We start from the raw sequence: 26,307 nt of genomic DNA, 5'->3' as shown, positions 1-26,307 counted from the left end.
AGCTTGCCGGTGCTACCCGTCGCACAAGACACAGCAGAAACTGAAGACATTCAGCTCACACCTGCTGTAAAAGCCAAAGCCCAGGAACTCAACAACAACCCGGTACAAATCTATAACTGGGTCAGAAGCCGGTTGTGATGACGACGGGACCCGGCGTGATCATCGCTACTGCCACTGCGTCAACGAATTGCTTGTCGGTGAGCCAGTGATGCTCAGTGACGACACCACCGTATAGGAAGGGCACCACGGCCAGGCCTGAGCCGAACACAAAGGCGCCGGCTTTGGTGAAGAACAGTAATATCTGCAACAACAGATTGGCGTCGTTCCCCATCCACCCCAACAACGGCAAGGGCACCAGACCCAAATTGGTAGAGCCGAAGCGCAGCTTGGTGCGCACTAACCAGACCAGTGCACCGGCGGCGATGAACAGCCAGGCAATCTCGGATTGCGTAATGACGGTCACCGCAGCCAACACGCTGAAAACGGCCCACAACAGTTTGTCTCCACCGATATTCTTGGTCGACAGCTTGTGCGCGCTGATAGCCATGATGCCGATCACCGCTGCGCCCACACCATAGAACACGGCTTGCATCCAAGCCAAGCCGCCGTAAGACATGTAAGCCCAACCTAGACCTAGCACCATCAAGAACGAAGGAATGACGAAGGCGAAACCGGCTATGGTCGCGCCCAGAATACGGTAGTGTACGTAGCCGAGATAAATGCCGAGTTGCGCTGCTAGCGGGCCGGGCGCAATCTGAGCCAGGGCTAAGCCTTCTTTGTAGTCGGTTTCGGCGATCCATTTGCGTTGCTCAACCAGATCGCGATGCATATAGCCGACCAGAGCCACCGGGCCGCCAAAACCTAGTGTACCTAGACGTAAAAAGTACAACATTAATTGCCATAAGCTATACGTCGGTGATGATGGAGAAGCAGTATGTTCTGCTTGGTTCATTGGGGGTTCTCCGATGAAGTTGGTTGCATGGCTTTATCCTGAAAACTGAGCAGTAAGCTGTCGAACATGGAACTAGCCATCTGGAGTAGTTGATCATCGTCCTGAATTACGGTACGCAGGCCGGATAAGATGCTTTCTACGCCTGGCGCTTCCGACGGCTGTACACCCCCTACATCCAGATAGTGCACCAGTTGGCCAAGGCGCTGTAGTCCAGGTTGGTCGAATCCGAAGCTGGCGAGTAGTACCTCAAAGCTGACGCGTGTACCAACATGGCTAAAGGTCGCACCATCGAAATCGAATCCCAACGCATCGATTGGACAATCAGCCGGATTCGCTAGCCAGAGGATAGTCGCTTGTGGATCGATGAAGCGACGGATGAACCAAGCGCAGGCCAGTCTGTCTACCCAGGGGCGATGACGGGTAGCCCAGGTCCGCCCCTGATATTCAACGACCGCCAGTCGTCCAATTGCTTGTTGGGTAATGTGCGGTTCATCCGGCGCCAGTACGCGGGCACAAGCCAGTTCCAATTCACCTAAAGCCTGATCGGCCTGACCTTGCGCTTCGCCTGGGAAAAAATCGATCTCCACGATACCAGCGAAGGTTTTGCGCAAACGACGCGTTTGTTTGAGCACGTCCGACAAGCTAGCTTCAGACAATTGTGTGCGTATCTGTGCGATTTCTGTCATCAGAGTCGCGTAGTCGTCGCTGCGATTGAACAGTAGCGTGAAATCTGCCTCTCCAGTCGATGTGGCGCGCAGTACGTAGGAGCTACCTCCACTGCTGATCACATCTGCGGCGATGGTATCCAACGTATGTTGACAAGACTGGCGATCCGGCATCAGGTAGACACCGTCACGTAACACCGCCGCGCCCGATGTCTTCAGGGCGCGCCAAGCCCGCATGCGCGTAGCGGCATTCTCGGTGGGTAAGGAAAGGATCAGTAGAAGTATATTCATAATAGTAAACATTACTACTAAAACGTAGTAATTCCTACGATTATTTTTGAGATTATTTTGAATATGGTTGATCAAGACCAGTTACAATCCACTTAAGTACTTGAAATTATTTGTATTTTTATTATTTATTAATTGTGATGACACGTTTTCATTCTCATCAAGCTGGTGTATCTGCCGCATTGTTTGCTGCGGTCTTGTTCGGCGCCGGTACGCCGCTTGCAAAATTTCTGTTGGCCGGTGCCAGTCCATGGATGCTCGCAGGCTTGCTTTATCTGGGATCCGGTATTGGTTTAACGCTGTATCGCCTTGTCTCTGGCGCGCAATCCGCCCGACTGGCGCGCAGTGAAGCGCTGTGGTTTGCTGGCGCCGTGGTCAGTGGCGGCATCGTCGGTCCCGTGCTGTTAATGCTAGGCTTGAGCAGTATGCCGGCCTCGGGAGCTTCTTTACTGCTCAACGCCGAAGGCGTGTTAACTGCCTTACTTGCCTGGTTCGCTTTCAAAGAAAATTTCGACCGCCGCATTGCTTTTGGCATGCTCGCGATCGTTTTGGGAGCGGCAATCTTGAGCTGGCCAGGTCAAGTGGAATTTGCCAGTACTTGGCCATCACTGGCAGTGCTGGGTGCCTGCCTGTCTTGGGGGATCGACAATAACCTGACACGAAAGGTTTCTTTATCGGACGCTACCTGGATCGCATCGGTCAAGGGAATGGTGGCGGGTTCTGTGAATTTGACACTGGCGCTTGTGTTGGGTGCAGTCTGGCCGCAATGGCCATATAGCTTGGGTGCGATGGTAGTGGGCTTCCTGTGCTATGGAGTGAGCCTGGCGTTGTTCGTAATCGGTCTACGCCACCTCGGCACAGCACGCACCGGCGCCTATTTTTCAATCGCACCGTTTATCGGCGCCATTCTGGCTGTGCTCCTGGGTGAACCGGTGACAGCGCCTTTACTGTTGGCAGGTTCCCTCATGGCGTTGGGGATCTGGCTGCACTTGACCGAACACCATGAACACGAGCACACGCACGAAGAAATGGAGCACGAGCATGAACATGTGCACGATGAGCATCACAAACATGATCACGAGGTCTTGGTCTTACCTGGTACTAAGCACAGTCATCGGCATATACACGAAGCCTTGACGCATAGTCATGTGCACTACCCAGACGCGCATCATAGGCACGAGCACTAGCCTCGCAGGCTAAAAACACCTGCAGGGAAGACTTAAAGGCGCTCACCTTGGAAGGTATGACACATCGGAATTAGAATGATAAGCGGTCGCTTTTCTTGGTTCGTCGGCTAATAGGGGGGGGATGTATTGGATCGTTCTCGCCATGAGATCAATCCTTCCGTTCAGCTGCCTTTGAAGTTAACCAAAAAATGATGGCTAAACTAACGGCCAGTGTGACGAAAAGAATAATAACTACATTTGCAAGGAGTGCGCGAGCAGGTGCTTCAATTTCCGTAATAGGAACGCCTATGACAACGCACCAATGACAGTTCGAGTCGACTCAACGATGCGTCAGCATCGCCGCCTGGTGTTGCCATGTCAGTTGCTGGCGTTTCGCCAGAGCTATATCACGCTGGCGAATCTAGCGCTCCATGGGTACGAAGTGTGCTGTTGCGCTTACTGCTGGGCGTCGAATGGGGCGGTGCAACACAGTTACCTGATGGTGCTATGCGAGATGGGTTGATTTGTATCGCCGACCTTGGCCGGCTAGCAGTTATCGGTGCAAGGGTTGGACATGACCTGTTTGTGCACACATCATTGACACCATAAGGGCGAACAATGCGTAGCTACAGCAAATTGGAATCCGGTATGGCAGTCTAAATTCCAGGGGAGGCTCACTTTGCGACTCAAAATAACTAAAAATTCTGGAATGGCTGTTTACAAACAATCAATTTCCAAAGCTACAAGCATCTCCAATATGTCAAAATGGTAATTTTTTTTGCACCAGGAGAAATGACTTGTCAGTTCAGAAAATTGCAATATTTATCTCGTCTCGTTTTTCAGAGTTCAGCGATTTCCGCAAAATGATCGCGCAAAAATTGAATGACTTCCCACATGTGCCGATACACGCGGTAGAACTAAATGACAATGGTGCAGACACGGAATCGCCGTCTGCCCTTTGTATGAGTTGGGTAAAGCGTTCAGAACTTATGGTGCTTTTGGTTGGCGATACATATGGCCCAAAAATTCACGGCACAGAATTAAGCTGCACACATATTGAATATCGTACGGCGATAGAGGACGATTGCGAAACACGTGTTTTACCTTTTTTTATTACTTCTCCACAGACCAACGATCAAATTTTGCAATCGAATTCCAGTCTTGAAGAATTCAAACAAGAAGTGATGCGCAACCAGCGTGCAGCAATGTATGACCGTCCAACTTGTGTTGAAGAATGGCAATCACTAATAGATAGCGTCGTTGGCGCAATAATTAGAACCGTTTGGGAAATCCGTTTTCAAGAGAATGGTCAGGATTCAAGTGCGGACTGGGAAATCGGAGATGAAGTTGCTGGAATCCCTGATGCCGAATTGATGAAACTGAATACAATGCGCGCAGAACCGATCTCTGAATTAGCATTGTTATTAAAATCACCATCAGCAGAATCAGCTCTGGAAATAGCCAGGAACCAGCGAGCTTTTGCCGCAGATGAACAACTTCGTGAAGCGCAACTTGCTCTGCAAATAGGTGAGAGAGGCATCGCCGAGAAACATTTAAGAGAAGCGTCCTTACTTCGACCACTTGATCCTGTTGCCAACGAATGGCTGGCCCGGGTCCTTTTGAGTAAAGGACGAGTTAAGGCCGCTCAAGAAGCAACTTTATTTGCTGACAGAGCGGCTCGAATTTACGGAAAGACTGACCAACCATTAAGGGCAGCGGCATCGTTAATTCTTGCTGCTCGCGCCGTAGCAGGTGTCGATCGAGAACAAGCGCAAATTTATGCAGAGAACGCTGTGGAGCAAGCCGGGTGGTACGCGCAAACTCATTTGGAGCTTGCACGTCAGCGCGCATATGCAGACAAACTACCGGAGTCCTTGGAATCATTGAGACAGGCGTTTTATTGCCATCCACTTGTACTAGACAATATCTTGTGCGATCCCGCGTTTGAAGCTCACAAGGAGGGTCTCAGTACCTTCATAAAGGATATTCAATCCAAAATCGACACCCCTGCAAAAAATATTTGCGCTTCAGAAAATACAATAGCAGAAATTTTTGGCATCGACTCTTCTAACGATCGAAGCATGATCACCAACCCCATTGTTTCAAGAAGAATATTTTCATGCAGACGATCAATCCAACGCCAATTTCGAGAGATACATGTTCATGCATGCGAATTTCTTAACGCATCTAAGTTAAATTCAATATCACCGACCCCAAATTCCACATACGTATTAGATGCTGGAAAACTCACGTTAAACGGAAGAAATACGCTCGAAATTATTACATATCCGCGTGTTGGCGACGTTATTTCTGCTGGCCAACCGGTGCTTAAATATCGTTTGTCTAATTCGTCAATGACTCATATTTGGAAAGCCCCCACCACCTTGGAAATTTTAAATGTCTCAAAAATACATGGTGGAGCTTTTACAGCTATGGATCAAATACTGACTTGGACGCCATGTTCTGCCTCAGCATCTGCTTACCAACATCGCGTGGAAGAAAAAAACTATAGAAACTCACTTGCAAAACAAAATGAAGCCCATTCTTTATTGATGGATAAAGAAAAAAAACAAAGCATTTTTCAAAAATTAGCGATAGGTATTACTGGAATTTCGTGGATTTGTGTATTACCTTGGATTCCGTCTACCCCGGTGCGGGTTCTCGCAGCAATTATGGGAGTAATCGCGATTGTGCAGGCATTCAAAGCATGGAATGCCTTAAAAGATATTCGACCTCAACTTAAACAAAGTGATCTTTATATTAGCAACCTGCATAACCAGATTCTGGATCTTGAAGGAAAAATTGAGACCATTGCCAGACGTGCGGCTGAATTGAAAAATAGATTGCAAGCTGCAATTTTAACTTTCGAACAGCAAGCTCTCTCGATGTTTTCAGTTGCGATGCCATTCACCGCACTCCGAAGCGCACGCGTCGGCGACTGGGTTATCGTAGAATTAAACTCAATCGAAAGTTATGCCGCGAAAATGGGAATTTACGTTACATTCCGCGAGGAAGATTTTTTTCCAACAACAAGCAATCTTGCATTGTTTCGCGTCTATCAAAAATCTGGGAACGAAATCAAATTAACTCGTGCCGGAGCATATCTGCCCTAGAAGCCTGCTTAACATTAAGCAGGCTGTAATCTAAATAACGCAAACATTTCACGCTGGCATCGCGACGAAAACTATATTAATTTTCTCGCGACCAGCCGGCGATAATGTTCGCCAAGAACTGTTAATTTACAGGCTTTACTATACATTGCCGCATGGTACATATGTGGTGCATCAACCGGCACCACCAAATTGGTTCGATTGTATTTTTGTAGTATCGAAAATATTGAAGTTTTATCAGGATCCGGGGACTCACTCTCAGGTTCAAATGCGGGATCCAATCTAAACTCAATGCCAGGTCCTGGAAAAAAATCCGTTATTCGCTGCAACTCCTGCAAGCTGATGGGCGCTTGAACGGTTCTCAGGGAAACAAAGCTTTTCACATTGGTTTTGAATACGGGACGCTGATCCCAAGGTCCCAGAGATTGATCTATATGCGCATACACACTTCCAGGCGTCACATCCCCGACCAAGTTACCGGCAGCCCCATTCAGTGCATCCACAAATAAGGTGGTAAAAACTCCAGCTCCATTTTCTTCATTCGCATATTGCTGATCTGTAGAGGCGGTAAGAATAGTTAAGCCCTCCGTCATTTCCGCAAATTTTTTTGAGGAAGTAGAATTTCCAGCCACCCCGGAATGGCAACTATCCAATACAATAATTTTATTGCGAGCCTTGGATTGATTTGCGATATTCACGACGTCAGCCAGTGACAATCCGTCGTCGCCATTATCGCAATCACTAGCGCACAAATATCCCCCTAAATCCTCTAAATATCCATGTCCTGCAAAGTAAAAGAGGGCAATTTCGCTATCGTCAGCAAACAACTCCCGAACCGCGTTCTTCAGTTCAGTGCGAGTAATCCTATCGTTTTGAGCAGTCGCCACTTTGAGACGGACTGAGAAATTAATAGATCCGTCACTATGCCTTTCCAATCCATTTTTCACCGCATAGGCATCATTGACACAACCAAATAAACCAGAAATTTTATCGTAATAGTTGATTCCTACAACCAACGCTTTTCTCATATGTTTAGGCTCCCTACTTGGTCGTTTGATTTTTTCATACAGACACTTCGCGGATAGCTTTGACAATCGATTCTGTATTCCAACCAACAATTGCGTCAGCATTTTCCTTCACAATCTGTGAGGTATGTGCTGCGCCCCAAGGTTGAATCGCGATGATTGGTTTTTTCGTCCCAAATTCAGCTGCACATATGGCGATTTCTTTATTAATCCATTTACTATAAGTTGAGTAAACTCCTGCCAAAATCAAAACGCAATGACATGGTGCAATTTGACGTTTTATCGCGGCATGCAATTCTTTGTCAGTACCGCGTGTATGAAGTGGATCATTCTTGGGAACAGAATAGTTTTTATAAAAAAAATACGAGCGCGTATCCAATAACTCGAGAAGCCGATCATACGAGTCACTATATGCCCAAGAATGACTAATAAACAGATTGTATGTTTTACTCATTTGGTATCTTGTAAAAGATCTACTCGAAAATATCATCCGTTTCAGTGAAGTAAAATGACCGGCCGAATCCTGCGCCAAAACCTAGATTCATGCGGAGTACTTCCCAGTGCCTCGCAAGCTCTCAAATAGCTGCGTTCAAACAATCCGGGATGTTGTGCGGGCTCGCTCGATTCCATTTCACTGCAACGCGCAGCCCATTGATTAATATCTGTCTCAACAAAATTGGTTTCGCCGCCGAGTTCGATATCATGATCCAAGCGCGCCCATTCAGCACTGCGTTTTGCACTATCCCTTGCCTTATTTCCAAAACCAAAAACAAGGGACATCACACTGGAAACTGTAATCAAGGACGCGCATATCTGAATGCTCAATGGATCCATCAGTTTGGTAAACGCCACCGTCCCGCCGAGAATGGAAATGATTTTGACCATGCCTTCACGAGACTCAAATATCCTTTGTCGTTCTTGGTAATAAAAACGGTTTGTCAGTGCTCGTAGCTTAAGATCACAACGTCTTTGCCATAAATGATCTGCAAGAGTATCCATATTTCAAATTCATTTGGAAGGTGGTCGAGGCGGATGTTGTGTTGGACGAGGAACGTGTCCTCTCTGTCCCGTACCTGGATGAGGTGTTGGCTGAGGATTGTTTGGAGATGTCGCCATATCGAGAAGTCATATTGTTAATTTGAATGTATTTTACATCTTGACATTTATTTTTAACAAATATTTATAATATTGGGGTTTCAGCAGTACAAATGTTATTTCTAATTTTTAGTGCTGGCTCTGACGGAAAGTTAGCTAAATCTAAATACACTTAATTGTTAAATATATTTAAAATATTTGACAAAATTGCCAGGTTATGTAGCGGACCTAGGGCGTGTTGATATGTCTTTTTAGTATTTGGGCTGTTAACTTTAGCTGAAATGTGTTTACATCCTTGAATTTGGGTGAATCAAGGATATAGAGAATGTTGTTGCGCGACGATCAATGGAAAAGAATAGAGAAGCTGCTTCCGGGAATGACTGGGGGCGGAGGCCGAGCAGGAGTTGTTAATCGCTTGTTCGTTGAAGCTGTGCTCTGGATAGCGCGAACCGGCAGCCCATAGTGAGTTTGCCTGTCGAATTCGGCCCATGAACACGGCCTATACGCGCTTTGCCCGCTGGTCAGATCGGAATGCCTGGCAAGCTATTTTTGTTGCGCTATGTGAAGACGCCGATTTCGAAGAGGCTTATTTGACAGCACCATTGTGCGAGCGCACCATCATGCTGCCGGTGCAGTTAAAAAAAGGAGAGCAAGCTTTTGGCCGTTCCGCGGCGGTCTCAGCACCAAAATCCACGTTTGCGTAGACGGGTTGGGGCAGGCGGTGCGGTTTATTCTGACGGGCGGGCAGCGCAACGACATCACGCAGACAGAGGCACTGATCAAGGAAATGAAACCTAGCGTCATACTCGCGGATAAAGCTTATGATGGCGACGCGTTGATTGCCTGCATTCAGAATAAAAATGCCAAGGCAGTTATTGCGTCAAGATAACATCGCAAAACGCCAAGGGAACTGGATACGTTTCAGTACCGCAACCGTCATGTCATCGAGCGTTTTTTTGCCAGACTCAAGCAGTTCAGGCGCATTGCGACGCGCTACGACAAACTTGCCTCCCGCTTCGCGTCATTTTTGTGCTGGTTGCTTCTTATGAATGGTTAAAGTGATATGTCAACACACCCTAGGCTGCGTATCCTTCACTACTAATTAATTAGTGCATTTTTAATGTTTACGATTCCACCAACCGCCTCCCAGCGCCTGAAAAAGTGCCACCGTATCTGTGTAGCGCGCCGCCTGATTTTGCAAACGGGCGATCCTTGCTTGCTGATACGCCTGTTCGGCTGCCAGTACCGGTGGCATGCCGGCGAAACCCGATTCGAACTGGCGTCGGATCAGATCGGCGGTTTTTTTCGCCGACTTTTCCGCATCTATTGCCGCCTGCAAAGCCTTGGCATCGGCATCGATCGCAAACAGGCTGTCGGCTACATTCTGAAACGCAGTTAACACAACGCTGCGATATTGCGCGCTGGCCTGATCAAGAGCCGCTTCGGCGGCCGTTTGCTTATGCTTGAGCGTACCGAAATCGAACAAGGTCTGCGTTGCGCCGCCGGTCACGCTCCAGAATTGATTCCCGGCCGAGAACATCCGGCTAAATCCGGTTGCGGTACCGCCCAGCGTTCCGTTAATCGAAAACTGCGGCAAGCGATTGGCGATCGCAACGCCAACCTGCGCACTGGCTGCATGCACCAGCGCTTCCGCAGCACGTACGTCGGGTCTTTGCTGTATCAGCGAAGACGGCAAGCTGAGCGGCAACTCTTGCGGCAAAGTCAGCGTCGCCAAATCGATGCCGTCGATCTGGCTGTCCGACGGGAATTCGCCGGTCAGTACGGCCAGCATATCTCTGGTCTGATCGAGCTGCTTTTGCAAGGGGGGCAAAGCCAGTCGGGCTTGCGCTAGCGCCGTCTCCTGCGCAGATAGGTCCAATCCGGATGAGAAGCCTAGCCTGGCCTGTTCCTTCAGCATCGTCAGCGTTTTTTCTGCTGCGGCGATGATTTCTTCATTGCAGTGAATTTGCGCCTGTATCAGCGAGAGTTGTATCGCATTCGTGACGACATTCGCCGCCAGCGTTAGGTAGGTCGCTTCAAGTTGAAAGTACTGTGAGTCCTCTTGCGCTGCCAGCGATTCGACGGTGCGCCGATTCAGACCGAATACATCGGGCACGTAGCTGATGCTGAGTTGCGCTGTATGCAGCGTATACACCGGATCTCCCGAAGTCAACGTCGGCGAAATCGTTCCGACTGCATTTCTTTGCTTGCTGGGTGTATAACTTGCCTGCAGCGTCGGAAAATATGAGCCGCGCTGCGCATCCGCATTGGCCTTCGCCTGGTGCAACGCCGCCTGCGCGCTGGCGATGCTGGGATTGTGCGCCAGAGCTGCATCGACCAGACGATCGATTTCCGTGGAGCCGTAGCCGCGCCACCATTGCGCTGCGACGTCCTTGCCCTGCATGAAGCGCTGCGCAGCGCCGCCGGGGCTGTCTGTCGCGGCGATCGTCACGATGGCGCGATTGGTGTATGCCGAAACTTTCGGTGCTTCGGCCGCGCGGTAATCCGGCCCGACGGTGCAGCCGCTGCTCAACAAAGTAAACCCTGTCAGCAATAAGGATGTCTGTATCGAGCGTAGCTCAAGCTGATTTATTTCTGCACGCATCTTCCGTTTTATCGAAAATGGAAATGTCATTTTATTTACCTGCTTTATCTTCGTTCCCGAAAGTCATTTCGGATTCATTGCGCGACCATCCCATCACCATGACTTGCAACGCCGGTGCGACGACTAACAGCATGATGGGCCCCAGCAGCATGCCGCCGACCACCACGACCGCAAGCGGTCTTTGAACCTGGCTGCCAATGCCGGTCGAGATCGCCGCTGGCAGCAAACCTATGCAGGCGGAAAACGCGGTCATCAGCATCGGCCGCATCCTTTGCTCAGCGGCTTCACGCATCGCTTCCAAAGGCGCTTTACCCTCCACGATCAAGTGATTGAAATAAGTAATCACCAGAATGCCATTCATTACCGAGACGCCGAACAAGGAAACGAAACCGATCGCAGCCGACACGCTTAAATGCAAACCGGATAAATACAGCGCAATGATGCCACCGGCGATAGAGAATGGAATTGCCGCTAGTGTCAGCAAGCTGTCGCGCAGCGAGTTGAACAGGGTATAGAGCAAAATCAGGATAGTGAAAATCGCGATAGGCAATACCACGGTCAGGCGTTTTTTCGCTTGTTGCATTTCCTCGAATTCACCTGCCCAGTTTATGCTGTAGCCGACCGGCAGCGCGATTTTCTCAGCGATTCTCGCCTGCGCTTCAGCCACCGTACTTCCGAGATCACGACCGCGCACGCTGAATTTCACGGGAATAAAACGCTGATTGCGTTCGTGGAAGATATACGATGCACCGGTATCGAGCGTAATCGAAGCGAGTTCGCTCAACGGGATATAAGCGATTGCACCGGAGGCGCTGGTATAGCCGACCTTGATGTGGCGAATCGCATCGAGATTCATCCGGCCTTTTTCTGCGAGGCGCACAGTCAGACCGAATTGCTTGTCGTCCTCCTGTACGGTAGTCGCCTGCGTGCCGCCAGCCGCTGCCTGCACCACGGCATTCACATCGCCGGCGTTCAGGCCGTAGCGAGCCGCTTTTGCGCGATCGACGGTGATGTTGAAATTAGGCTGCCCGAGTACGCGGAAAACGCCTAAGTCCTCAACTCCTTTGACCTGGTTCATTTCGTGCAACACCTGGTCGGCAAGCTTTTCCAAAGTCGGTAAATCCGGGCCGATAATTTTGACCGAGTTAGCGCCCTTTACACCGGACAAACCTTCCTCGATATTATCCTGAATATATTGCGAGAAATTGAATTCGACGCCGGGGAACTCGGCAGCGAACTGCTTCTGTACATCTTCGACCAGCATATCCTTGGTATAACCGCTTTTCCATTCGTCAAAAGGTTTTAAAGGCACGAATAATTCGACGTTATAAAAACCGGAAGCATCGCTGCCGTCGTCGGGACGTCCGTGCTGGGAAATGACCGTCACGACTTCTGAATGATCCTTTAGGATATGACGCATGCGATTGACTTTATCCATCCCAGCATCAAGCGAAATGGTGGCCGGCATCGTCGCACGTATCCACAAATTACCTTCTTCGAGAGCCGGCAGAAATTCGGTACCGATACGCGGCAACAGCAGGCCGGCAAACAGCAGGAAAATGAAACCGAACATGACGGTCAGCTTGCGCTTTTCCAGCGCCCAGTGGAGGATAGGCGAATACAGACGTCTGATCGCGCGCACCAGGAAGGTCTCGGTTTCCTTGATATGCCTCGGCAGCAGTAGCGAAGCCAGCACCGGCGTGACCGTAAAGGTTGCCAGCAAGGCGCCGCTCAGCGCATACGCGTAGGTCCGCGCCATAGGATTGAAAATCTGGCCCTCTACACCCTGCATGGTAAACAGCGGGATAAAGGCGGCAACCGTAATCGCCGAAGAAAACAGTACTGCTCGATCAACCTGGATGGCGCTCAGATACAGCAAGCGCAGACGATGGCCCCAGGAGTTCTTCGATTTGCTGCGGATATGATGATCGAGTATGCCTTCGTTTTGCGCTTCCAGTAAATCCTCCTGCTCGCGCCGCGTTTTCTGGAAATTCCGAAATACGTTTTCAATCAGGATAACCGCCGAATCGACAATGATCCCGAAGTCGACTGCGCCGACCGAGAGCAGGTTGGCCGAATCGCCCAGCATGACCAGAATGATGATGCTGAAGAATAAGGCGATAGGAATATTCGCCGAGACGATAATCGCGCTGCGCAAATCGCCCAGGAAAATCCACTGGATGAAAAATACTAGCAGACAGCCAAACAACAGATTGTGTAATACCGTATGTGTGGTCACGTTGACAAGTGTAGAGCGATCGTAGAACGCCACTATCTTGACTCCGGGCGGTAAAATACCACTTGCGTTGATTTTATCGACTTCGGATTTTACACGCTCGACAACATCATTGGTTTGTAGTGTGCGGTTCATCACCACGATGCCGGTAACGACATCATTTTGTTCGTCACGTCCAGCTTTGCCCAGGCGCGGCACACTGCCTACTTTGATTTCAGCTATATCCTTTACCAAAATCGGCGTTCCGTTCGATTGTGACAGCACGATGTTGCCGATATCCTTAGTGTCTTTCAGCAATCCGATGCCGCGGATATTGACCGACTGCTGACCGATATTGACCGTACGACCACCAACATTGGTATTAGCATTGCCAATCGCCGCGATCAGTTGCGGCAAGGTGACGTTATAGCCTTCCAGTTTATGAATATCAGCTTCGACCTCATACTCCTTGGTCGTACCACCCCAAGTGATCACTTGCATGATGCCCGGCACAGTCAGTAAACGTTTTGTCACTACCCAGTCCTGAAGTGTACGCAGATCGGTCAAGCTAGTATGCTCAGTGCCGACTAATTGATAGCGCAGGATTTCGCCGACCAGGCTCGATGCCTGTATCTGTGGTTGCACATTGTTCGGCAGGCTGACGTTTTGCTGAAGGTTGAGCGCCGCCTGGGTCGAAGCAAAATAATAGTCGACGCCGTATTTAAAGGTCACGCGAACGAAAGACAGACCGTAAAATGAGGTGGAACGGATATTCTCGACGCCCGGCGTGGTCGCCAGGCCGAGTTCCATCGGGCGCGTATACGAACGCTCCATTTCCTCGGCAGACAAACCCGGCGCTTGTGCAGTAATTTCCAGAATGACCGGTGCCGGGTTGGGGTAAGCTTCGATATTGAGTTTGGAATAAGCGATTAAGCCGGCAACAACGAAAACCAGCAATGCGAGTAGCACGATAGGGCGACGCGACAAAGCAAATGTAATAAGACTTCTGAGCACGATAACTTCTTTCAGAAAAAATCAGATGAACACATCCGCTGCCGGCTTAGCGTGACTGCAGGGCGAGCATATTGCTCAGGAAGATAGCGCCGTCGCTGGCGATTTTTTCGCCTGAGGCGACGCCTTCGAGGATTTGTTTTCTGCCTTCCTGTTCGATGCCAAGCTTGACGTTGCGGCGCACGAAAGTGCGTCCGTCCTGCGTCACGAATACCGTCATCGTGCCATCGCTTTCGCGGACGATGCCGTTCGCCGGGACCGCCACCGAATGCACCGGCTCGCCGACCCGTATGCGATAGGTCGCCAGCATTTGCGGATGCAGAATGTGCTGCGCATCTTTGATTTCCGAACGCACTGCGATTCTGTGCGTAGACGGATCGACGGCTACGCCGATATTATTGATTTTCCCCAGAAATTGCTGACCGGGATAAGCCATTACCGAGACCTTGACATCCTGCCCCAGACGCAGCTTGGGCAGGTCGTATTCGGATACGCTGGCGGTCATCCATACCGTCGATAGATCGGACACGGTTAGCGGTGCTGGTTGCGATCCCGGTTGTAGTAGCAGGCCGGGCGCTGCGTTGCGGGCAGTAACTTTGCCGCGTATGGGGCTGCTGACGATTAATTCTCCGTCGACTTGGCGGCTGCTCAAAATCTTGTCGATTGCCGCATCCGATTTGCCGAAAATGCGCACGGCATCGCGCGCGGCGCGGTAGTTCGCCTCCGCAGCCTGCTGATCGGAAGTCGCTTGGTCAACGTCTTTTTGCGCTGCTGACTGCGTTTCCAGCATTTTCTTCGCACGCTCCAGCACCTTGCTGGTCAGACTCATCACGCCTGCCGTCGAAATCAGATTAGATTCCGCCGTCACCAGATCCGGGCTGTCGATAGAAAACAGCGGCTGGCCCTTATTCACATCGTCGCCGGCTTTCACCATCACCTGCCTGATGCGTCCCTGATAGGGAGAAAATACCTGCACCGTATTATCCTGATTAAAGTCGATATAGCCGACCGCGTCGCTTTGTTCGATAAAATCGTAGCTTTGCGCGGGAGCGACCAATACCTGCTTTGCTTGCAGATCGGTGATGGTGACAGTCGTGGGTGAGCCGGGGGTCTTTTTCTTATCCGCATCTGCGTCGCTATGATTGCCGAATTGCGAAGCGAATACGGTGACACCGGCCAACACAGTAGACACCAGTGCGGCAGCAACGCCGAGTTTTTTTTTGCTTTTTAACATGGATAACCCTGGTAATGATTTTCGGCTGACGATCAGGCAGATTACTCGTTGCCCGACAAGCTCAGACAAGTCGAATGACGATGGACGCCGTCATTTTAATGATCGATGTGCGATCGCAGCATGACCAAATCATTACCATTTGGTAAGGTTGATTCGCTCCTCGACAATTCCGGTCGAGGCGTGTTAACGAAGCCAATAAAAATCACGGTATTCGAAGGGAATCAGGTGTTATTTCGAGGGAAATCCAGACGGAGAATCAGACCGGGCTTTGCATCTTCCAAACTGAGACAACCGCCATGCAGTTTGACGATCGCATTCACAATCGACAGTCCCATGCCATGTCCCGGCTGCTTATGATCGAGGCGATAGAAGCGCTGTAAAACTTTTTCTCTTTCGTCTGCGGCGATGCCCGGACCGTTGTCCTTCACCAGTAGCGTGACTTTCTGCTGTTTCTGAATCAGATGGAAATGGATAGTCGCATTTTTTCCAGCATACTTGATCGCATTGTCGAGCAGGTTGGCAATGGCGCAGGAGATCAGTTCTTTGTCGCCGAATATCGTCGGCGCGCCATCGATTTGCATCTGCAGACCGATTTCCATCTCTTCTGCTACGGCGTCGTATAACTCGATCAGGTCGGTCAGCACCTCGTGCATGGAGATCGTCTGAAAATGCTGTCTGCGTATTTCCGATTCGGCTTCGGCCACTTGCATTAATTTACCCAGCAAGGAGATCAGTCCGTCCAATTCTTGAAGAGCCGACTCGCCGGCTGCTCGCAATTGCTGCTTGTTCGAGTCGCCCCTGAGCGCCTCATCCAGATGGGCTCTGACCCGGCCCAGAGGGGTGCGGATATTATGCGCGACATTGTTGGAAACATGGCGCACCCCGTCCATCAGATGCTCAATCCGGTCGAGCATGCGATTCAAGTCCTGGCTTAGCCTGGAGAATTCGTCGCCATCTTCCGACACCTGAATTCTGCTGCGCAGGTCGCCGGTTTCTATCTCGTGCGCCGCATGCCTGATGGCCCAGATTTTTTTTTCGATTTGCGCGCGAAAAAAAATCATACCGCCGACCGACAACGCAATGGCAAGCAGGCCGCCAACGCCTATCGCCTTCCAGATCAGCGTGTTGATGTCGTTCAGGTCGCTCATATCGCGGCCGACTACCAGATAGTTACCGGCATGCGTACGCCGGATCAGCAAACGACCTTGCGAAGGGTGGCCGTCGCGAATCACATGCTGATCGATGATTTTTTCGAGAGGATACAGGCTGGCGACACTGTTGACATTGCCGGCGATTTTTCGGCCGTTCGGATCGCCGAGAAAATAAATTTCAGTATCCGAATCGACGCCGTCGGAAAGCGCCAGAGCTATCTTGCGTGTGACTTCCGTCAGATTTTCGGTATTCGCGACGGTAGCGAGGCGATCTGAAATCAAGAGGATTTTTTCGTCTGCATTGCGCTCCAGCACGCCGACTGTTCTCAAATACAAAGCCACCGAAATCAGCATGACTGAAACAACGACCATCGCTCCGCAAATCAGAGAAAGACGGAATGCGGAAGAGTTCCAGAATTTAGTCATGAATGCCTATTGAATAGCCGATGCCGCGTTCGGTGCGTAGCAAAGCTGGGGAAAAGTCTTTATCGATCTTATTGCGCAAACGGCTGATCTGGACATCGACGACGTTTGTCTGCGGATCAAAATGATAATCCCACACAGACTCCAGCAGCATCGTTCTGGTAACGACCTGGCCTTGATGGCGCACCAGATATTCCAACAGGCGGAACTCGCGCGGCTGCAGATTGATTGCTTTGCCTGCTCTATCCGCTTTTCTGCTGCGCAAATCGAGCCGCAAATCGGCGATCCATAATTCCTGCGTTTCCTCTCGTATCGCCGAACTGCGTCTGAGCAAGGCTTCGCAACGCGCCAATAATTCGGAAAAAGCAAAGGGTTTGGTTAAATAATCGTCGCCTCCGCCGCGCAAACCGGAAACCCGCTCATCGATGCTGGTCAAGGCACTGAGGATCAAAACAGGATTTGATTTACCTGCTTCGCGTATGCCCTTCAGTAGCGTCAACCCATCTGTTTCATCCGGCAGCATGCGGTCGAGAATCAGTAAATCCCAAGTTTCGCCGAGTGCGAACTGCAAACCATCGCGACCATTATTGCACCAGATGACGACGTGCCCGGCATCCTCCAGGCCGTTACGAATATAACGGGCAGTTTCAGTATCGTCCTCAATCATTAAAAAGCGCATAAACCAACCTTTTTCCGCCATTTTTTAAATGTACTTGCTGCACACAATACATTTATTTTGTATTCATGCCATTTTAAGTTCACATATCGTTTCCGTCGTCGCCACCAACATTACCATTTGGTAATGTTCTAGAAAGAAGTCGCCAACTTGTTATTCATACTACTCCAATGATCTGTGTCTCTGTAAATCTGCTCTTACGCATTTCTGTTTTCCTTTGGCATATCAGCTTGCCTCAGGAACTTTTCGGCTTGTAGAGAAAATCATGGTCAAATTCTTCGAGCTTTCTCTGAAAGGCTTTGCTGGTACTGCTCCGAGCTGAATGATGCATGTTTCCGGCTGGTGGGCGGCGGGCCTCAGCTAAGCACGAGCTAAGTTTGCCTGTGTACATTCCAACTGTGCAAATCCCTGCACTCTTTTGGAGAAGCATCATGTACCGCTACACAAAACTTTCCCTTCTGGCCATCGCCATCGCCGCAATCGGCACGGTTGCTTACGCAGCCAAGGGTGGCATGGAAAACGATGTCTTGGCAATCAGCAAAGCCAAAATCTCGCTCACTCAGGCTGTGACGGTCGCCGAACAACATGCGAACGGTAAGGCATCACGAGCCGAATACGAAAATTCGAGGCAAGGCTGGGTCTATGACGTGGAAGTCGTCAACGGAACTAAAGTCTTCGATGTCCGGGTTGATGCCGAAAAAGGTACCGTCATCTCTTCCGTTGAGGACAAAGTAGATCACGATGACGACCACGATAAGCAAGACTAACCTTCCCCAGCATTTCAGGGTCGCCCCTCTGTGCGGCGATCCTGCCCGGAGATATCATGGAATCAATCAACCATACACTGTTTTTATGGCTCAACGCGCCGGAGCATCCCAACGCTATGGTGCTAACGTTGGCAACCTTCTTTGCTGAACACCTTATCTGGGTAGTGCCGCTTCTGATCGGTATCGGTTGGCTGCGCGGTAGCGAAGCACTCAGCAAGGCCATGTTGGTCTCAACAGCGTCAGGATTACTAGGCCTTCTGATTAATCAAGCCATTGGACTAGCCTGGTTGTATCCCCGGCCTTTTATGATCAGCCTGGGGCACACACTCATCCCTCATGTTGCCGATTCATCATTCCCGAGTGACCACCTAACACTGTGGTGGGCAGTTGCGTTCAGCCTCTCGTTACAACGAGGCCCAAGAATCGTAGGGCAGGCCCTCGCCACGTTGGGTATTCCCATTGCCTGGGCACGCATTTACCTTGGCGTGCATTTTCCGTTTGACATGATTGGCGCAGCTACAGTTGCGACATTCAGCGCCTGGCTGACCTTGCGAGAAAGCCGCTGGTATTTAGAGCCAAGTTATCGACTCGCCACCAAAATTCATCACCGGCTTTTCGGCAAATTAATTGCGCTCGGATGGGTACGCGAGTAAGCCTATGGCCTAGCTAAGTCTTTCCAGCCAGACTAATGCTTATCATTTCAACTCGGCAGGAAAACACCATGAACAAATTGCCCACGAGTAGCCACACAGGCTTGCTTAACAAAGTCCCGGAAGTCGCGTTGTCGTTCTGGATTATCAAGATCATGTCCACCACGGTAGGTGAGACGGGAGCCGATTTCCTGGCGGTCAACGTAGGCTTAGGCCAAGGCGTGACTCGATCAGTCATGGCTGCTCTGTTGGCAGCTGCCTTGTTTATGCAATTGCGTACCCGCCGCTATACCCCTTGGATTTACTGGCTGACGGTGGTGTTGGTCAGCGTGGTTGGCACTCAAATCACCGATTTGCTAACTGATGGACTCGGAGTCAGCCTGTACATCAGCACTTCAGCGTTCGCCATAGCGCTTGCCGTGATCTTCTTCGTCTGGTATCGGGTCGAGCGTACCCTGTCCATTCACGACATGGTGACGCGCAGCCGGGAGCTGTTCTATTGGGCTGCCATCCTTTGCACGTTTGCGCTCGGCACCGCTGCTGGTGATTTGGCGACCGAAGCATTGGGCTTGGGCTTTACCTGGGGCGCGGTGGCCTTCGGAGCGCTGATCGGCATCACCTACGCCGCATGGCGCATGGGCGGCAACGCGGTGCTGACCTTCTGGATTGCCTACATCCTGACCCGTCCTTTTGGAGCCGCGCTCGGCGACTTGTTGACGCAGGCCGAGACTTATGGGGGGTTTGGCATAGGTGCCATGTGGACAAGCGCCTTGTTCCTCACAGTGATCGTCATGCTGGTGGCTGTCGCACAGATCGGCATGAACGCAAGCCGATCTACCCAGCTTTCTGAATAGCCCACTTCCCACTACACAAGGAAAAAAATATGACCAATCAGCACTCAATCGTTCGCTCTGTTGCCGCCATTACGGCCGCCGTTCTCCTGGCCCTCGCGGCTGGTTGTTCCAAGTCTTCCGATCAGAACAAGACAAGCACAGCATCAGCTACACCGGGCCAGAGTGTCTCGGCCTCGCAAGGAAAATCCGCCTCTAAGCTGGGCGACCTGTCAGCCTTCCGCAGCATTGCTGTCGACGTGGCAGCCATCGTGGATAAGGGAGACCTGCCCGCTGCCAAGACCCGTATCAAGGACTTGGAAGTCGCATGGGACTCGGCCGAAGCCGGACTCAAACCACGGGCAGCAGAAGACTGGCATATGCTCGACAAGGCCATCGACAAATCGCTTGCGGCACTGCGCGCCTACACGCCGATCCAAGCCGACTGTAAGGTAGCGATGACCGCCCTGCTAAAAGCATTCGACACGCTTGAAGGCAAGGTTTAACCTTGATGCTCCAGCAATGGATAACTGAGACAGTACATTGAACAACGATTAAACGGAGGGGGAATGCGGGTATTGCTGATCGAAGACGATCCCATGATCGGCGACGCAATTCAGGGCGCGTTGAGAGATGCGTCCTACGCTGCCGATTGGGTGACGGATGGGCTGAGCGCCATCATGACGCTGGGATGCCAGCACTACGACTTGGTGCTGCTCGACCTGAGTCTGCCGGGCAAGGATGGGCTCGAAGTGCTGGCCAGTATCCGGGCCAAAGACAACCCGATTCCCCTGATTATCATTACTGCACGTGACGGCCTCGATGACCGTCTGCGCGGCCTCGATGGAGGGGCTGACGATTACTTATCCAAGCCCTTTCAGATGGCAGAGCTGCTAGCCCGGATGCGAGCAGTTCTGAGGCGCAAGGGTGGCACAGCAACTCCTGTGCTGAGCAATGGGTTGGTGTCGCTCGATCCATCCACAAAAGAGGTCAGCGTGAATGGTGGCTGCCCATTGCAACTTTCCAACCGAGAATTTTCACTGCTGCAAGCCTTGCTGGTGCGACCTGGGGCCATTCTCTCGCGTAGCGAGCTGGAGGATCGCATCTATGGGTGGGGGGAGGAGGTCGAAAGCAATGCCGTCGAATATCTAATCCATGCACTGCGACGCAAACTAGGCAGCGAGGTCATTAAGAATGTCAGGGGGATCGGATGGATGGTATCAAAAGGCGCTTGAACGAGTCGGTTCAGCTCAAGCTGTCATTTACCCTGTCGCTAGCAATTCTCGTGGTGGCCCTTGTGGCAGGCGTGTTTTCATTCTTGTCCGCTCTAGATGAAGCTCATGAGCTGCAGGACGATGTACTGCGCCAGGTGGCGCATCTCATGGATCGTCAGCGCCTATCGCCGGCCGCTCCGACCACCGATACTCGACTCAATGAGGCTGACGAAGAATCGCGAGTGATCGTCCAGCGCTTGGGTGAGGTCAGTCCCTCTACGGTAGACGTGGATGCTGGAGGCGTGCTCCCACTCCCTGCAACTTTAGCGGATGGATTGCAGACACTGGAAGTGGGGGGCGAGACGTTTCGCGTGCTGGTCAAGACCACGGCGAGCGCCGAGCGCATTGCTGTCGCTCAGGAGTCCGGCTTCCGCAACGAAATTGCCCGTGACGGAGCGCTGCGGACTGTGATGCCTTTCCTGATCCTCGTGCCGGTTCTGCTGTTGATCGTCGCAGACCTAGTGCGCAAGATGTTCCAGCCCATAGCTGCACTTTCCGAGGAAATCGACCAACGAGCAGAGCAGGAACTGCACCCCGTGGAAGATCGTCATCTCCCGGTCGAGGTGCGTCCATTCGCCGTTGCGATTAATCGCCTGCTCGCTCGTGTCGGTCAGTCAATGGAATCTCAGCGTCGCTTTGTGGCCGATGCAGCTCACGAGCTAAGGTCGCCAATGACAGCGCTATCGCTGCAAGCCGAGCGGCTGACTGATACCGAAATGTCCGACGTGGCGGGCGAACGGCTAACTATTTTGCGTCAGGGGATTGAGCGTGGCCGTAGCCTGTTGGATCAACTTTTGACCTTAGCTAAAGTGCAATCGACCACCGTCGAGCCGAGGGTGTCGCTATCAGTTCAGTGCATCTATCGACGAGTGCTAGAAGATCTCATGCCTCTCGCCGAAGTCAAACACATCGACATCGGAGTCACAGACATGCAAGATGCTGAAGTGTGGGCCAACGAGATGGACATGACCACCCTAGTCAAGAACCTAGTTGATAACGCCATCCGCTACACACCACAAGGAGGCAGAGTTGATCTTTCTATTGGTCTCTCGGACGGAAAGGTGGTATTACGTGTCCAGGACAGCGGGCCTGGCATTCCGTTGGCTGAACGAGGCAGGGTGTTTGATCCCTTCTACCGCACGCTGGGGAGTGAGCAAATTGGCGCAGGATTGGGACTATCCATTGTTAAAGCGATTGCCAATCGCATCGGAGCTGAAATCCGTCTCGATTTTGTGAACGAAACTCAGCAGACCGGTTTAATCGTTACTGTTTTCGCTCCCATGAGTGACGAATTGAGGAAATTATAAAGAGGTATGATGGTTACTTCAGAGGAATGGCTCTACTGGGCTCTGCTGTCCGCCGTCTTTGCGGCGCTGACGGCCATTTGTGCCAAGGTGGGGATTCAAGGGATTGATTCCGATCTGGCCACCTTGATCCGAACGGCAATCATTATTGTTGTCTTGTCGGCTTTTGTTATCTATACAGGGAAATGGGCCAATCCCTTGGCCTTGTCTCCTAAAACATGGTTTTTTCTCTGGTTATCCGGCTTGGCGACAGGTGCGTCATGGGTATGCTACTTCCGTGCCCTCAAGATCGGAGAGGCATCCAAGGTGGCGCCGGTAGACAAACTTAGCTTGGTACTAGTGGCGATATTCGCTTTCACATTTCTGGATGAGCGCCCATCGCTCCGCGAGTGGTCAGGTATTGCGATGGTAGCTGGTGGCGTTTTGTTACTTGCATTTAAGCGTTGAGAAGTCAAATAAGCCAAGTACGAAAGTAGCAAGCTTGCCTACTAGGAAATTATAAAATCCTGATAATAATCAATGACTTAAATTGGATTTTAGTAAAAGGAACGAATCCAGGTCACCCCACTATCTGGGGCGGTCTCAGAAAACGGAAAATAAGGCGCGCCACGTCCTTGTACCGGACCCAACCCCTTACTTGAACGCCATGTGTCACGCAAAATCGTACGATGGAAAGTTGACGCACATTACGTGTGAGGGGGCATTCAGCTATTTTACGCAGAAGCGACTCGATACTGACTCAGTTACCAATGACCAACTGTTACAACCTATTAAACTACTACTTCTCTATTTGCAACAATTTGACAACAATTAAGAATTTACTTGTTCTATAGTGTCACTGTGCAACTAAATTTTATTCTCAAGTCCATGCACACATCGTTAGGTAGGTCGCTCTTTTTATTTCTTATCTTCCACTACTTGCTAGCATAATTGATTCCACCAGCCCCGAGAATTGGGTCTTTTTTGGAGCGTATAAGCCATGTCCATAGCCAAACGACTTTACCTCTTAATGATACTTAGCGCTCTGACTATGGTCGGTGTATCGATGCTAGGTTTATATCAAACTCGTCAAGTATTTAACGCTGCGAATTATGCCAATATAAATACTGTTCCCAGTCTTGATGATATTGACAAAATATCGGTTTCTTTTGGCTCAATACGCTCAAAAATGTGGCAATACTTTATCACCGATGATGCTCAGTTACGTAGTGAGTTTAAAGAATTCATCAATAAGACTGATATTGTGGTGAAAGACACCCTTGTTCATTATGAAAAAGAAAATATTTCTGATGATAAAGACCGCGACTTAATGAAAGCTGTCGAGCAAAAATATGCCGCGTTTTCAGAAGTAAGAATTAAAGCAATTGCGCTCGCAGATGAGAATAAGCCACTGGAAGCGCGAGATTATGTCCTGCAGCATCAATCCGTCGTAGACCAGTTAGTAAAAGCACTTAATGAACATGCTGCGTATAACAGACAGGTGGGGTTGGAATATTCAGCAGCTGCAACTAAAACTGAGCAGCAAGCAACATGGGCGTCCTTAGTTGCAGCGCTATTTGGCTTAGCGGTAATGCTGTTCATTGGCATACGTCTGACACACCGAATAGTTGATTCGATGAGATACGCAGTGGAAGTTGCAGGAAACGTTGCAAAGGGAGATTTAACTGCAAAGATTGAAGTGACTTCAGATGATGAAGTAGGACAAGTACTTGGTGCTTTGCGTGACATGAATGCCAACTTGTTGAGCATTGTTAGTCAGGTTCGATCAAGCACAGATAACATCAGTTCTGCATCCGGTGAAATCGCAACAGGTAATATGGATCTCTCATCGCGAACTGAGGCCCAGGCAAGCTCGCTTGAAGAAACCGCATCATCAATGGAAGAGCTGACGAGTACCGTAAAACAAAATGCTGATAATGCCCGCCATGCAAATCAATTGGCGGTCAAAGCATCTCAACGTGCTGCTGAAGGTGGAGATGTCGTCAATGCTGTGGTGACGACGATGAACGAAATTAATACATCAGCACATAAAATTGAAGACATTATTAGTGTGATAGACGGTATCGCGTTTTAAACGAACATTTTGGCACTAAATGCAGCTGTTGAGGCGGCTCGTGCTGGAGAACAGGGGCGCGGCTTTGCCGTGGTTGCCGCCGAGGTCGGGACCTTGGCGCATCGTAGCGCAGCTGCAGCGAAAGAGATTAAGGTTTTGATTGATGATTCTGTCTCGAAGGTGCAAAGTGGCACGTTATTAGTTAGCCAAGCTGGTACGACAATTGAGGAAGTGGTCACGAGTGTCAGACAAGTTGCGGATGTAGTAAGTGAGATCACCGCTGCTAGTCAGGAGCAAACACATGGTATCGACCAAATAAATGTGGCTGTTAGTCAAATGGATGAGACTACCCAACAGAATGCGGCTCTGGTTGAACAGGCTGCTGCCGCTGCTGCGTCGCTCCAAGAACAGGCGGAACAATTGGCAGAGGCTGTCAAAGTTTTTAAGCTTGTTGAGCGGTTTGATGATTCTCAAATCAGCAAAGTTGAAGCCTTTTCCCGTAGACATCAGATGTCTAAATCTGATGTGACAAATAAGCAGGCTGTTCTCATAGGGAAAAAGTCCAATACCAAAAACATAGCTTTAGTACCTGCGAGTGGGAAGTCAAAATCAGAATCTACCAATGATGATTGGGAAGAATTCTAATAGTGCTTAGCTCCGGTGGTTTTTTCTTTTCTAAACCGTTCCTCTTCTCAAAATTTAGAACGCTGTTTTTGTCACATACTACGCCAACATCTAGCCGTGTTACATCTGAAGGGGAGTAGCACGGCTAATCAAAGCTGACTGAATTTAAATAACGCATTAGCTTTAATTTTTGAGGACACAATTAGATCTTTGCGGCAATATTTCGACGACTATATCTGCTGGATTACAAAGTCTTACACCAAGCGAAGTAACAACGATTGGCCGTTTAATCAATGCTGGATTTTTCACCATAAATGTAATTAAGTCGTCCTCACTCAATGTTGTATCTTCTAAATTTAAAACTCCTGCAGAGGTGTTATCCGTTTGCAGAATATGACGAGCATCTGTCCCCATAAAAACTATTAGTGATCTCAACACTTCTTTGCTAGGGGGATATGTTAGGTAGTCAATAATAGATGGTTCAAATCCATTTTTTCGAATCAGTGCCAGCGTATCTCTTGATACTTTACACAATGGATTATGAAAAATTGTAATCGGCATGGCCACAGGAAAACAAGTGATGAATTATGTCAGATTAGCATTAATCTGAGAAAAATCATTGTAAATCTGCAATTGGGACATCAATTTCAAAGGTAAGCGCCTCACCAGAACCGTCTGGACGTCAGCATTAAAAATCTTCAAAGTAGTTCCCGTTAAATATTAGCGGGAGCTACTTTGGAACTACTAACTACACCGGTGCGCAGGAAGCGACGCCCCAACTATTCACCGGAATTCAGGACGCAACTGGCGCTACGCGCAGCCGAACCGGGCGTTTCGGTCGTCCGCCTGGCGCAGGAAAATGACATCAACGTCAATATGCTGTTCAAGTGGCGTCGGCAATTACGGGAAGGTCGATTGGATGGCGTGATACATCGGCAGGCCATGTTGCCAGTCACGATCGTTGACGACAGTGCAGGTCATTTGCCATCTGCACATCCAACTGATATTCCTGACGTTGTTGTTACGCCTCAAAGAACCGCAACCAATGAGCCAGGTGTGATCGAAATCCAGATGGCCGGTGCGGTCGTGCGTTTCGATGGCAAGGCTGATTTGACTGCGATCCGTGCCGTGTTGGGGATGTTACGACCATGATGGGGCTACCGGCAGGAACACGCATCTGGCTGGCAGC

At 50.2% G+C, this 26,307-nt stretch carries 24 protein-coding genes and 3 pseudogenes; 16 read left to right on the top strand and 11 right to left on the bottom strand.

Going from position 1 to position 26,307, the window contains the following annotated elements; all coding sequences use genetic code 11:
• Positions 1 to 124: 124 nt before the first annotated feature.
• Both chrA and H8K47_RS16945 read right to left on the bottom strand, forming a co-directional pair.
• Positions 125 to 952 (bottom strand): annotated as a pseudogene (chrA, locus tag H8K47_RS16950) (chromate efflux transporter); the annotation flags it as partial.
• Positions 949 to 1,908 carry a chromate resistance protein ChrB domain-containing protein gene (locus H8K47_RS16945; protein ID WP_186882562.1) on the bottom strand — a complete coding sequence of 320 codons (960 nt, stop codon included), beginning with the start codon at positions 1,906 to 1,908 and terminating at the stop codon, positions 949 to 951. The gene H8K47_RS16945 and the pseudogene chrA, both read right to left, overlap by 4 nt.
• Positions 1,909 to 2,045: 137 nt before the next feature.
• On the opposite strand from H8K47_RS16945, the gene H8K47_RS16940 reads away from it, so the two are divergent.
• Both H8K47_RS16940 and H8K47_RS16935 read left to right on the top strand, forming a co-directional pair.
• Positions 2,046 to 3,092 (top strand): DMT family transporter, encoded by a 1,047-nt coding sequence (locus tag H8K47_RS16940; RefSeq protein ID WP_186882561.1) that lies wholly within the window; start codon positions 2,046 to 2,048, stop codon positions 3,090 to 3,092.
• A 776-nt stretch (positions 3,093 to 3,868) separates the two neighbouring features.
• Positions 3,869 to 6,184, top strand: a complete 2,316-nt coding sequence (locus tag H8K47_RS16935; protein ID WP_186882560.1) for a tetratricopeptide repeat protein — start codon at positions 3,869 to 3,871, stop codon at positions 6,182 to 6,184.
• Positions 6,185 to 6,255: 71 nt separating this feature from the next.
• On the opposite strand, the gene H8K47_RS16930 is transcribed toward H8K47_RS16935, so the two are convergent.
• From H8K47_RS16930 to H8K47_RS16920, 3 genes are read right to left on the bottom strand one after another with little or no spacing between them, the layout of a single operon-like run.
• A complete protein-coding gene (locus tag H8K47_RS16930) occupies positions 6,256 to 7,209 on the bottom strand; it encodes a caspase family protein (protein ID WP_186882559.1) in 954 nt (317 codons plus the stop codon).
• Between the two features lie 34 nt (positions 7,210 to 7,243).
• Positions 7,244 to 7,660 (bottom strand): TIR domain-containing protein, encoded by a 417-nt coding sequence (locus H8K47_RS16925; RefSeq protein WP_186882558.1) that lies wholly within the window; start codon positions 7,658 to 7,660, stop codon positions 7,244 to 7,246.
• 41 nt (positions 7,661 to 7,701) lie between these two features.
• A complete protein-coding gene (locus H8K47_RS16920; RefSeq protein WP_186882557.1) occupies positions 7,702 to 8,205 on the bottom strand; it encodes a hypothetical protein in 504 nt (167 codons plus the stop codon).
• Between the two features lie 421 nt (positions 8,206 to 8,626).
• On the opposite strand from H8K47_RS16920, the gene H8K47_RS18740 reads away from it, so the two are divergent.
• From H8K47_RS18740 to H8K47_RS18735, 4 genes are read left to right on the top strand one after another with little or no spacing between them, the layout of a single operon-like run.
• Positions 8,627 to 8,764 (top strand): transposase, encoded by a 138-nt coding sequence (locus H8K47_RS18740; protein WP_186882556.1) that lies wholly within the window; start codon positions 8,627 to 8,629, stop codon positions 8,762 to 8,764.
• A 25-nt stretch (positions 8,765 to 8,789) separates the two neighbouring features.
• Entirely contained in the window at positions 8,790 to 9,005 is a 216-nt protein-coding gene (locus H8K47_RS18460) for a hypothetical protein (protein ID WP_186882567.1), read from the top strand.
• Complete coding sequence (locus H8K47_RS16905) at positions 8,906 to 9,190, top strand: transposase (protein ID WP_186882555.1); 285 nt, start codon at positions 8,906 to 8,908, stop codon at positions 9,188 to 9,190. The genes H8K47_RS18460 and H8K47_RS16905 overlap by 100 nt, the downstream gene beginning before the upstream one ends.
• Before the next feature lie 21 nt (positions 9,191 to 9,211).
• On the top strand, positions 9,212 to 9,358 hold the full coding sequence (locus H8K47_RS18735; RefSeq protein ID WP_186882566.1) for a transposase: 147 nt from the start codon (positions 9,212 to 9,214) through the stop codon (positions 9,356 to 9,358).
• Positions 9,359 to 9,418: 60 nt separating this feature from the next.
• On the opposite strand, the gene H8K47_RS16895 is transcribed toward H8K47_RS18735, so the two are convergent.
• The 5 genes from H8K47_RS16895 to H8K47_RS16875 form a co-directional block, all read right to left on the bottom strand.
• Entirely contained in the window at positions 9,419 to 10,906 is a 1,488-nt protein-coding gene (locus H8K47_RS16895) for an efflux transporter outer membrane subunit (protein ID WP_186882554.1), read from the bottom strand.
• A 31-nt stretch (positions 10,907 to 10,937) separates the two neighbouring features.
• The gene (locus H8K47_RS16890) at positions 10,938 to 14,135 is read right to left on the bottom strand and encodes an efflux RND transporter permease subunit (protein ID WP_186882553.1); all 3,198 of its coding nucleotides are present in this window, start codon (positions 14,133 to 14,135) and stop codon (positions 10,938 to 10,940) included.
• Positions 14,136 to 14,181: 46 nt separating this feature from the next.
• Complete coding sequence (locus tag H8K47_RS16885) at positions 14,182 to 15,366, bottom strand: efflux RND transporter periplasmic adaptor subunit (protein ID WP_186882552.1); 1,185 nt, start codon at positions 15,364 to 15,366, stop codon at positions 14,182 to 14,184.
• Between the two features lie 221 nt (positions 15,367 to 15,587).
• Entirely contained in the window at positions 15,588 to 16,943 is a 1,356-nt protein-coding gene (locus tag H8K47_RS16880) for a HAMP domain-containing sensor histidine kinase (protein ID WP_186882551.1), read from the bottom strand.
• Positions 16,936 to 17,619, bottom strand: coding sequence for a response regulator transcription factor (locus tag H8K47_RS16875; RefSeq protein WP_186882550.1), 684 nt, complete (start codon positions 17,617 to 17,619; stop codon positions 16,936 to 16,938). Before H8K47_RS16875 ends, H8K47_RS16880 begins: the two co-directional genes overlap by 8 nt.
• A gap of 428 nt (positions 17,620 to 18,047) precedes the next feature.
• Between H8K47_RS16875 and H8K47_RS16870 the strand changes: the two genes are divergently transcribed.
• The 9 genes and pseudogenes from H8K47_RS16870 to H8K47_RS18650 all read left to right on the top strand — a co-directional run.
• Positions 18,048 to 18,383 (top strand): PepSY domain-containing protein, encoded by a 336-nt coding sequence (locus H8K47_RS16870; RefSeq protein WP_186882549.1) that lies wholly within the window; start codon positions 18,048 to 18,050, stop codon positions 18,381 to 18,383.
• Positions 18,384 to 18,439: 56 nt separating this feature from the next.
• On the top strand, positions 18,440 to 19,036 hold the full coding sequence (locus tag H8K47_RS16865) for an undecaprenyl-diphosphatase (protein WP_186882548.1): 597 nt from the start codon (positions 18,440 to 18,442) through the stop codon (positions 19,034 to 19,036).
• A gap of 68 nt (positions 19,037 to 19,104) precedes the next feature.
• The gene (locus H8K47_RS16860) at positions 19,105 to 19,887 is read left to right on the top strand and encodes a COG4705 family protein (protein ID WP_186882547.1); all 783 of its coding nucleotides are present in this window, start codon (positions 19,105 to 19,107) and stop codon (positions 19,885 to 19,887) included.
• Positions 19,888 to 19,916: 29 nt separating this feature from the next.
• Positions 19,917 to 20,369, top strand: coding sequence for a hypothetical protein (locus tag H8K47_RS16855; RefSeq protein WP_186882546.1), 453 nt, complete (start codon positions 19,917 to 19,919; stop codon positions 20,367 to 20,369).
• Positions 20,370 to 20,432: 63 nt separating this feature from the next.
• Positions 20,433 to 21,098: a response regulator transcription factor gene (locus tag H8K47_RS16850; protein ID WP_186882545.1), complete on the top strand. Its 666-nt coding sequence runs from the start codon at positions 20,433 to 20,435 to the stop codon at positions 21,096 to 21,098.
• Positions 21,074 to 22,444, top strand: a complete 1,371-nt coding sequence (locus H8K47_RS16845; protein ID WP_186882544.1) for an ATP-binding protein — start codon at positions 21,074 to 21,076, stop codon at positions 22,442 to 22,444. The genes H8K47_RS16850 and H8K47_RS16845 overlap by 25 nt, the downstream gene beginning before the upstream one ends.
• A gap of 9 nt (positions 22,445 to 22,453) precedes the next feature.
• On the top strand, positions 22,454 to 22,888 hold the full coding sequence (locus H8K47_RS16840) for an EamA family transporter (RefSeq protein WP_186882565.1): 435 nt from the start codon (positions 22,454 to 22,456) through the stop codon (positions 22,886 to 22,888).
• Between the two features lie 532 nt (positions 22,889 to 23,420).
• Positions 23,421 to 23,933: pseudogene (locus tag H8K47_RS18805) on the top strand (MCP four helix bundle domain-containing protein); the annotation flags it as partial.
• A 69-nt stretch (positions 23,934 to 24,002) separates the two neighbouring features.
• A pseudogene (locus H8K47_RS18650) lies at positions 24,003 to 25,139 on the top strand (methyl-accepting chemotaxis protein); the annotation flags it as partial.
• Between the two features lie 162 nt (positions 25,140 to 25,301).
• Here the strand turns inward: H8K47_RS18650 and H8K47_RS16830 are convergent.
• Entirely contained in the window at positions 25,302 to 25,679 is a 378-nt protein-coding gene (locus H8K47_RS16830; RefSeq protein WP_186882543.1) for an arsenate reductase family protein, read from the bottom strand.
• Positions 25,680 to 25,853: 174 nt separating this feature from the next.
• Here H8K47_RS16830 and tnpA point away from each other — a divergent pair, with 174 nt between their 5' ends.
• Entirely contained in the window at positions 25,854 to 26,270 is a 417-nt protein-coding gene (gene tnpA / locus H8K47_RS16825) for an IS66-like element accessory protein TnpA (RefSeq protein ID WP_222612826.1), read from the top strand.
• Positions 26,271 to 26,307: the final 37 nt, after the last annotated feature.

It is taken from the genome of Cognatundibacterium rugosum (genome assembly GCF_014284365.1).
Classification (GTDB): domain Bacteria; phylum Pseudomonadota; class Gammaproteobacteria; order Burkholderiales; family Burkholderiaceae_D; genus Undibacterium; species Undibacterium rugosum.
The sequence above is the reverse complement of the archived record's forward strand: the minus strand, read 5'-3'. Positions and strand labels throughout refer to the sequence as shown.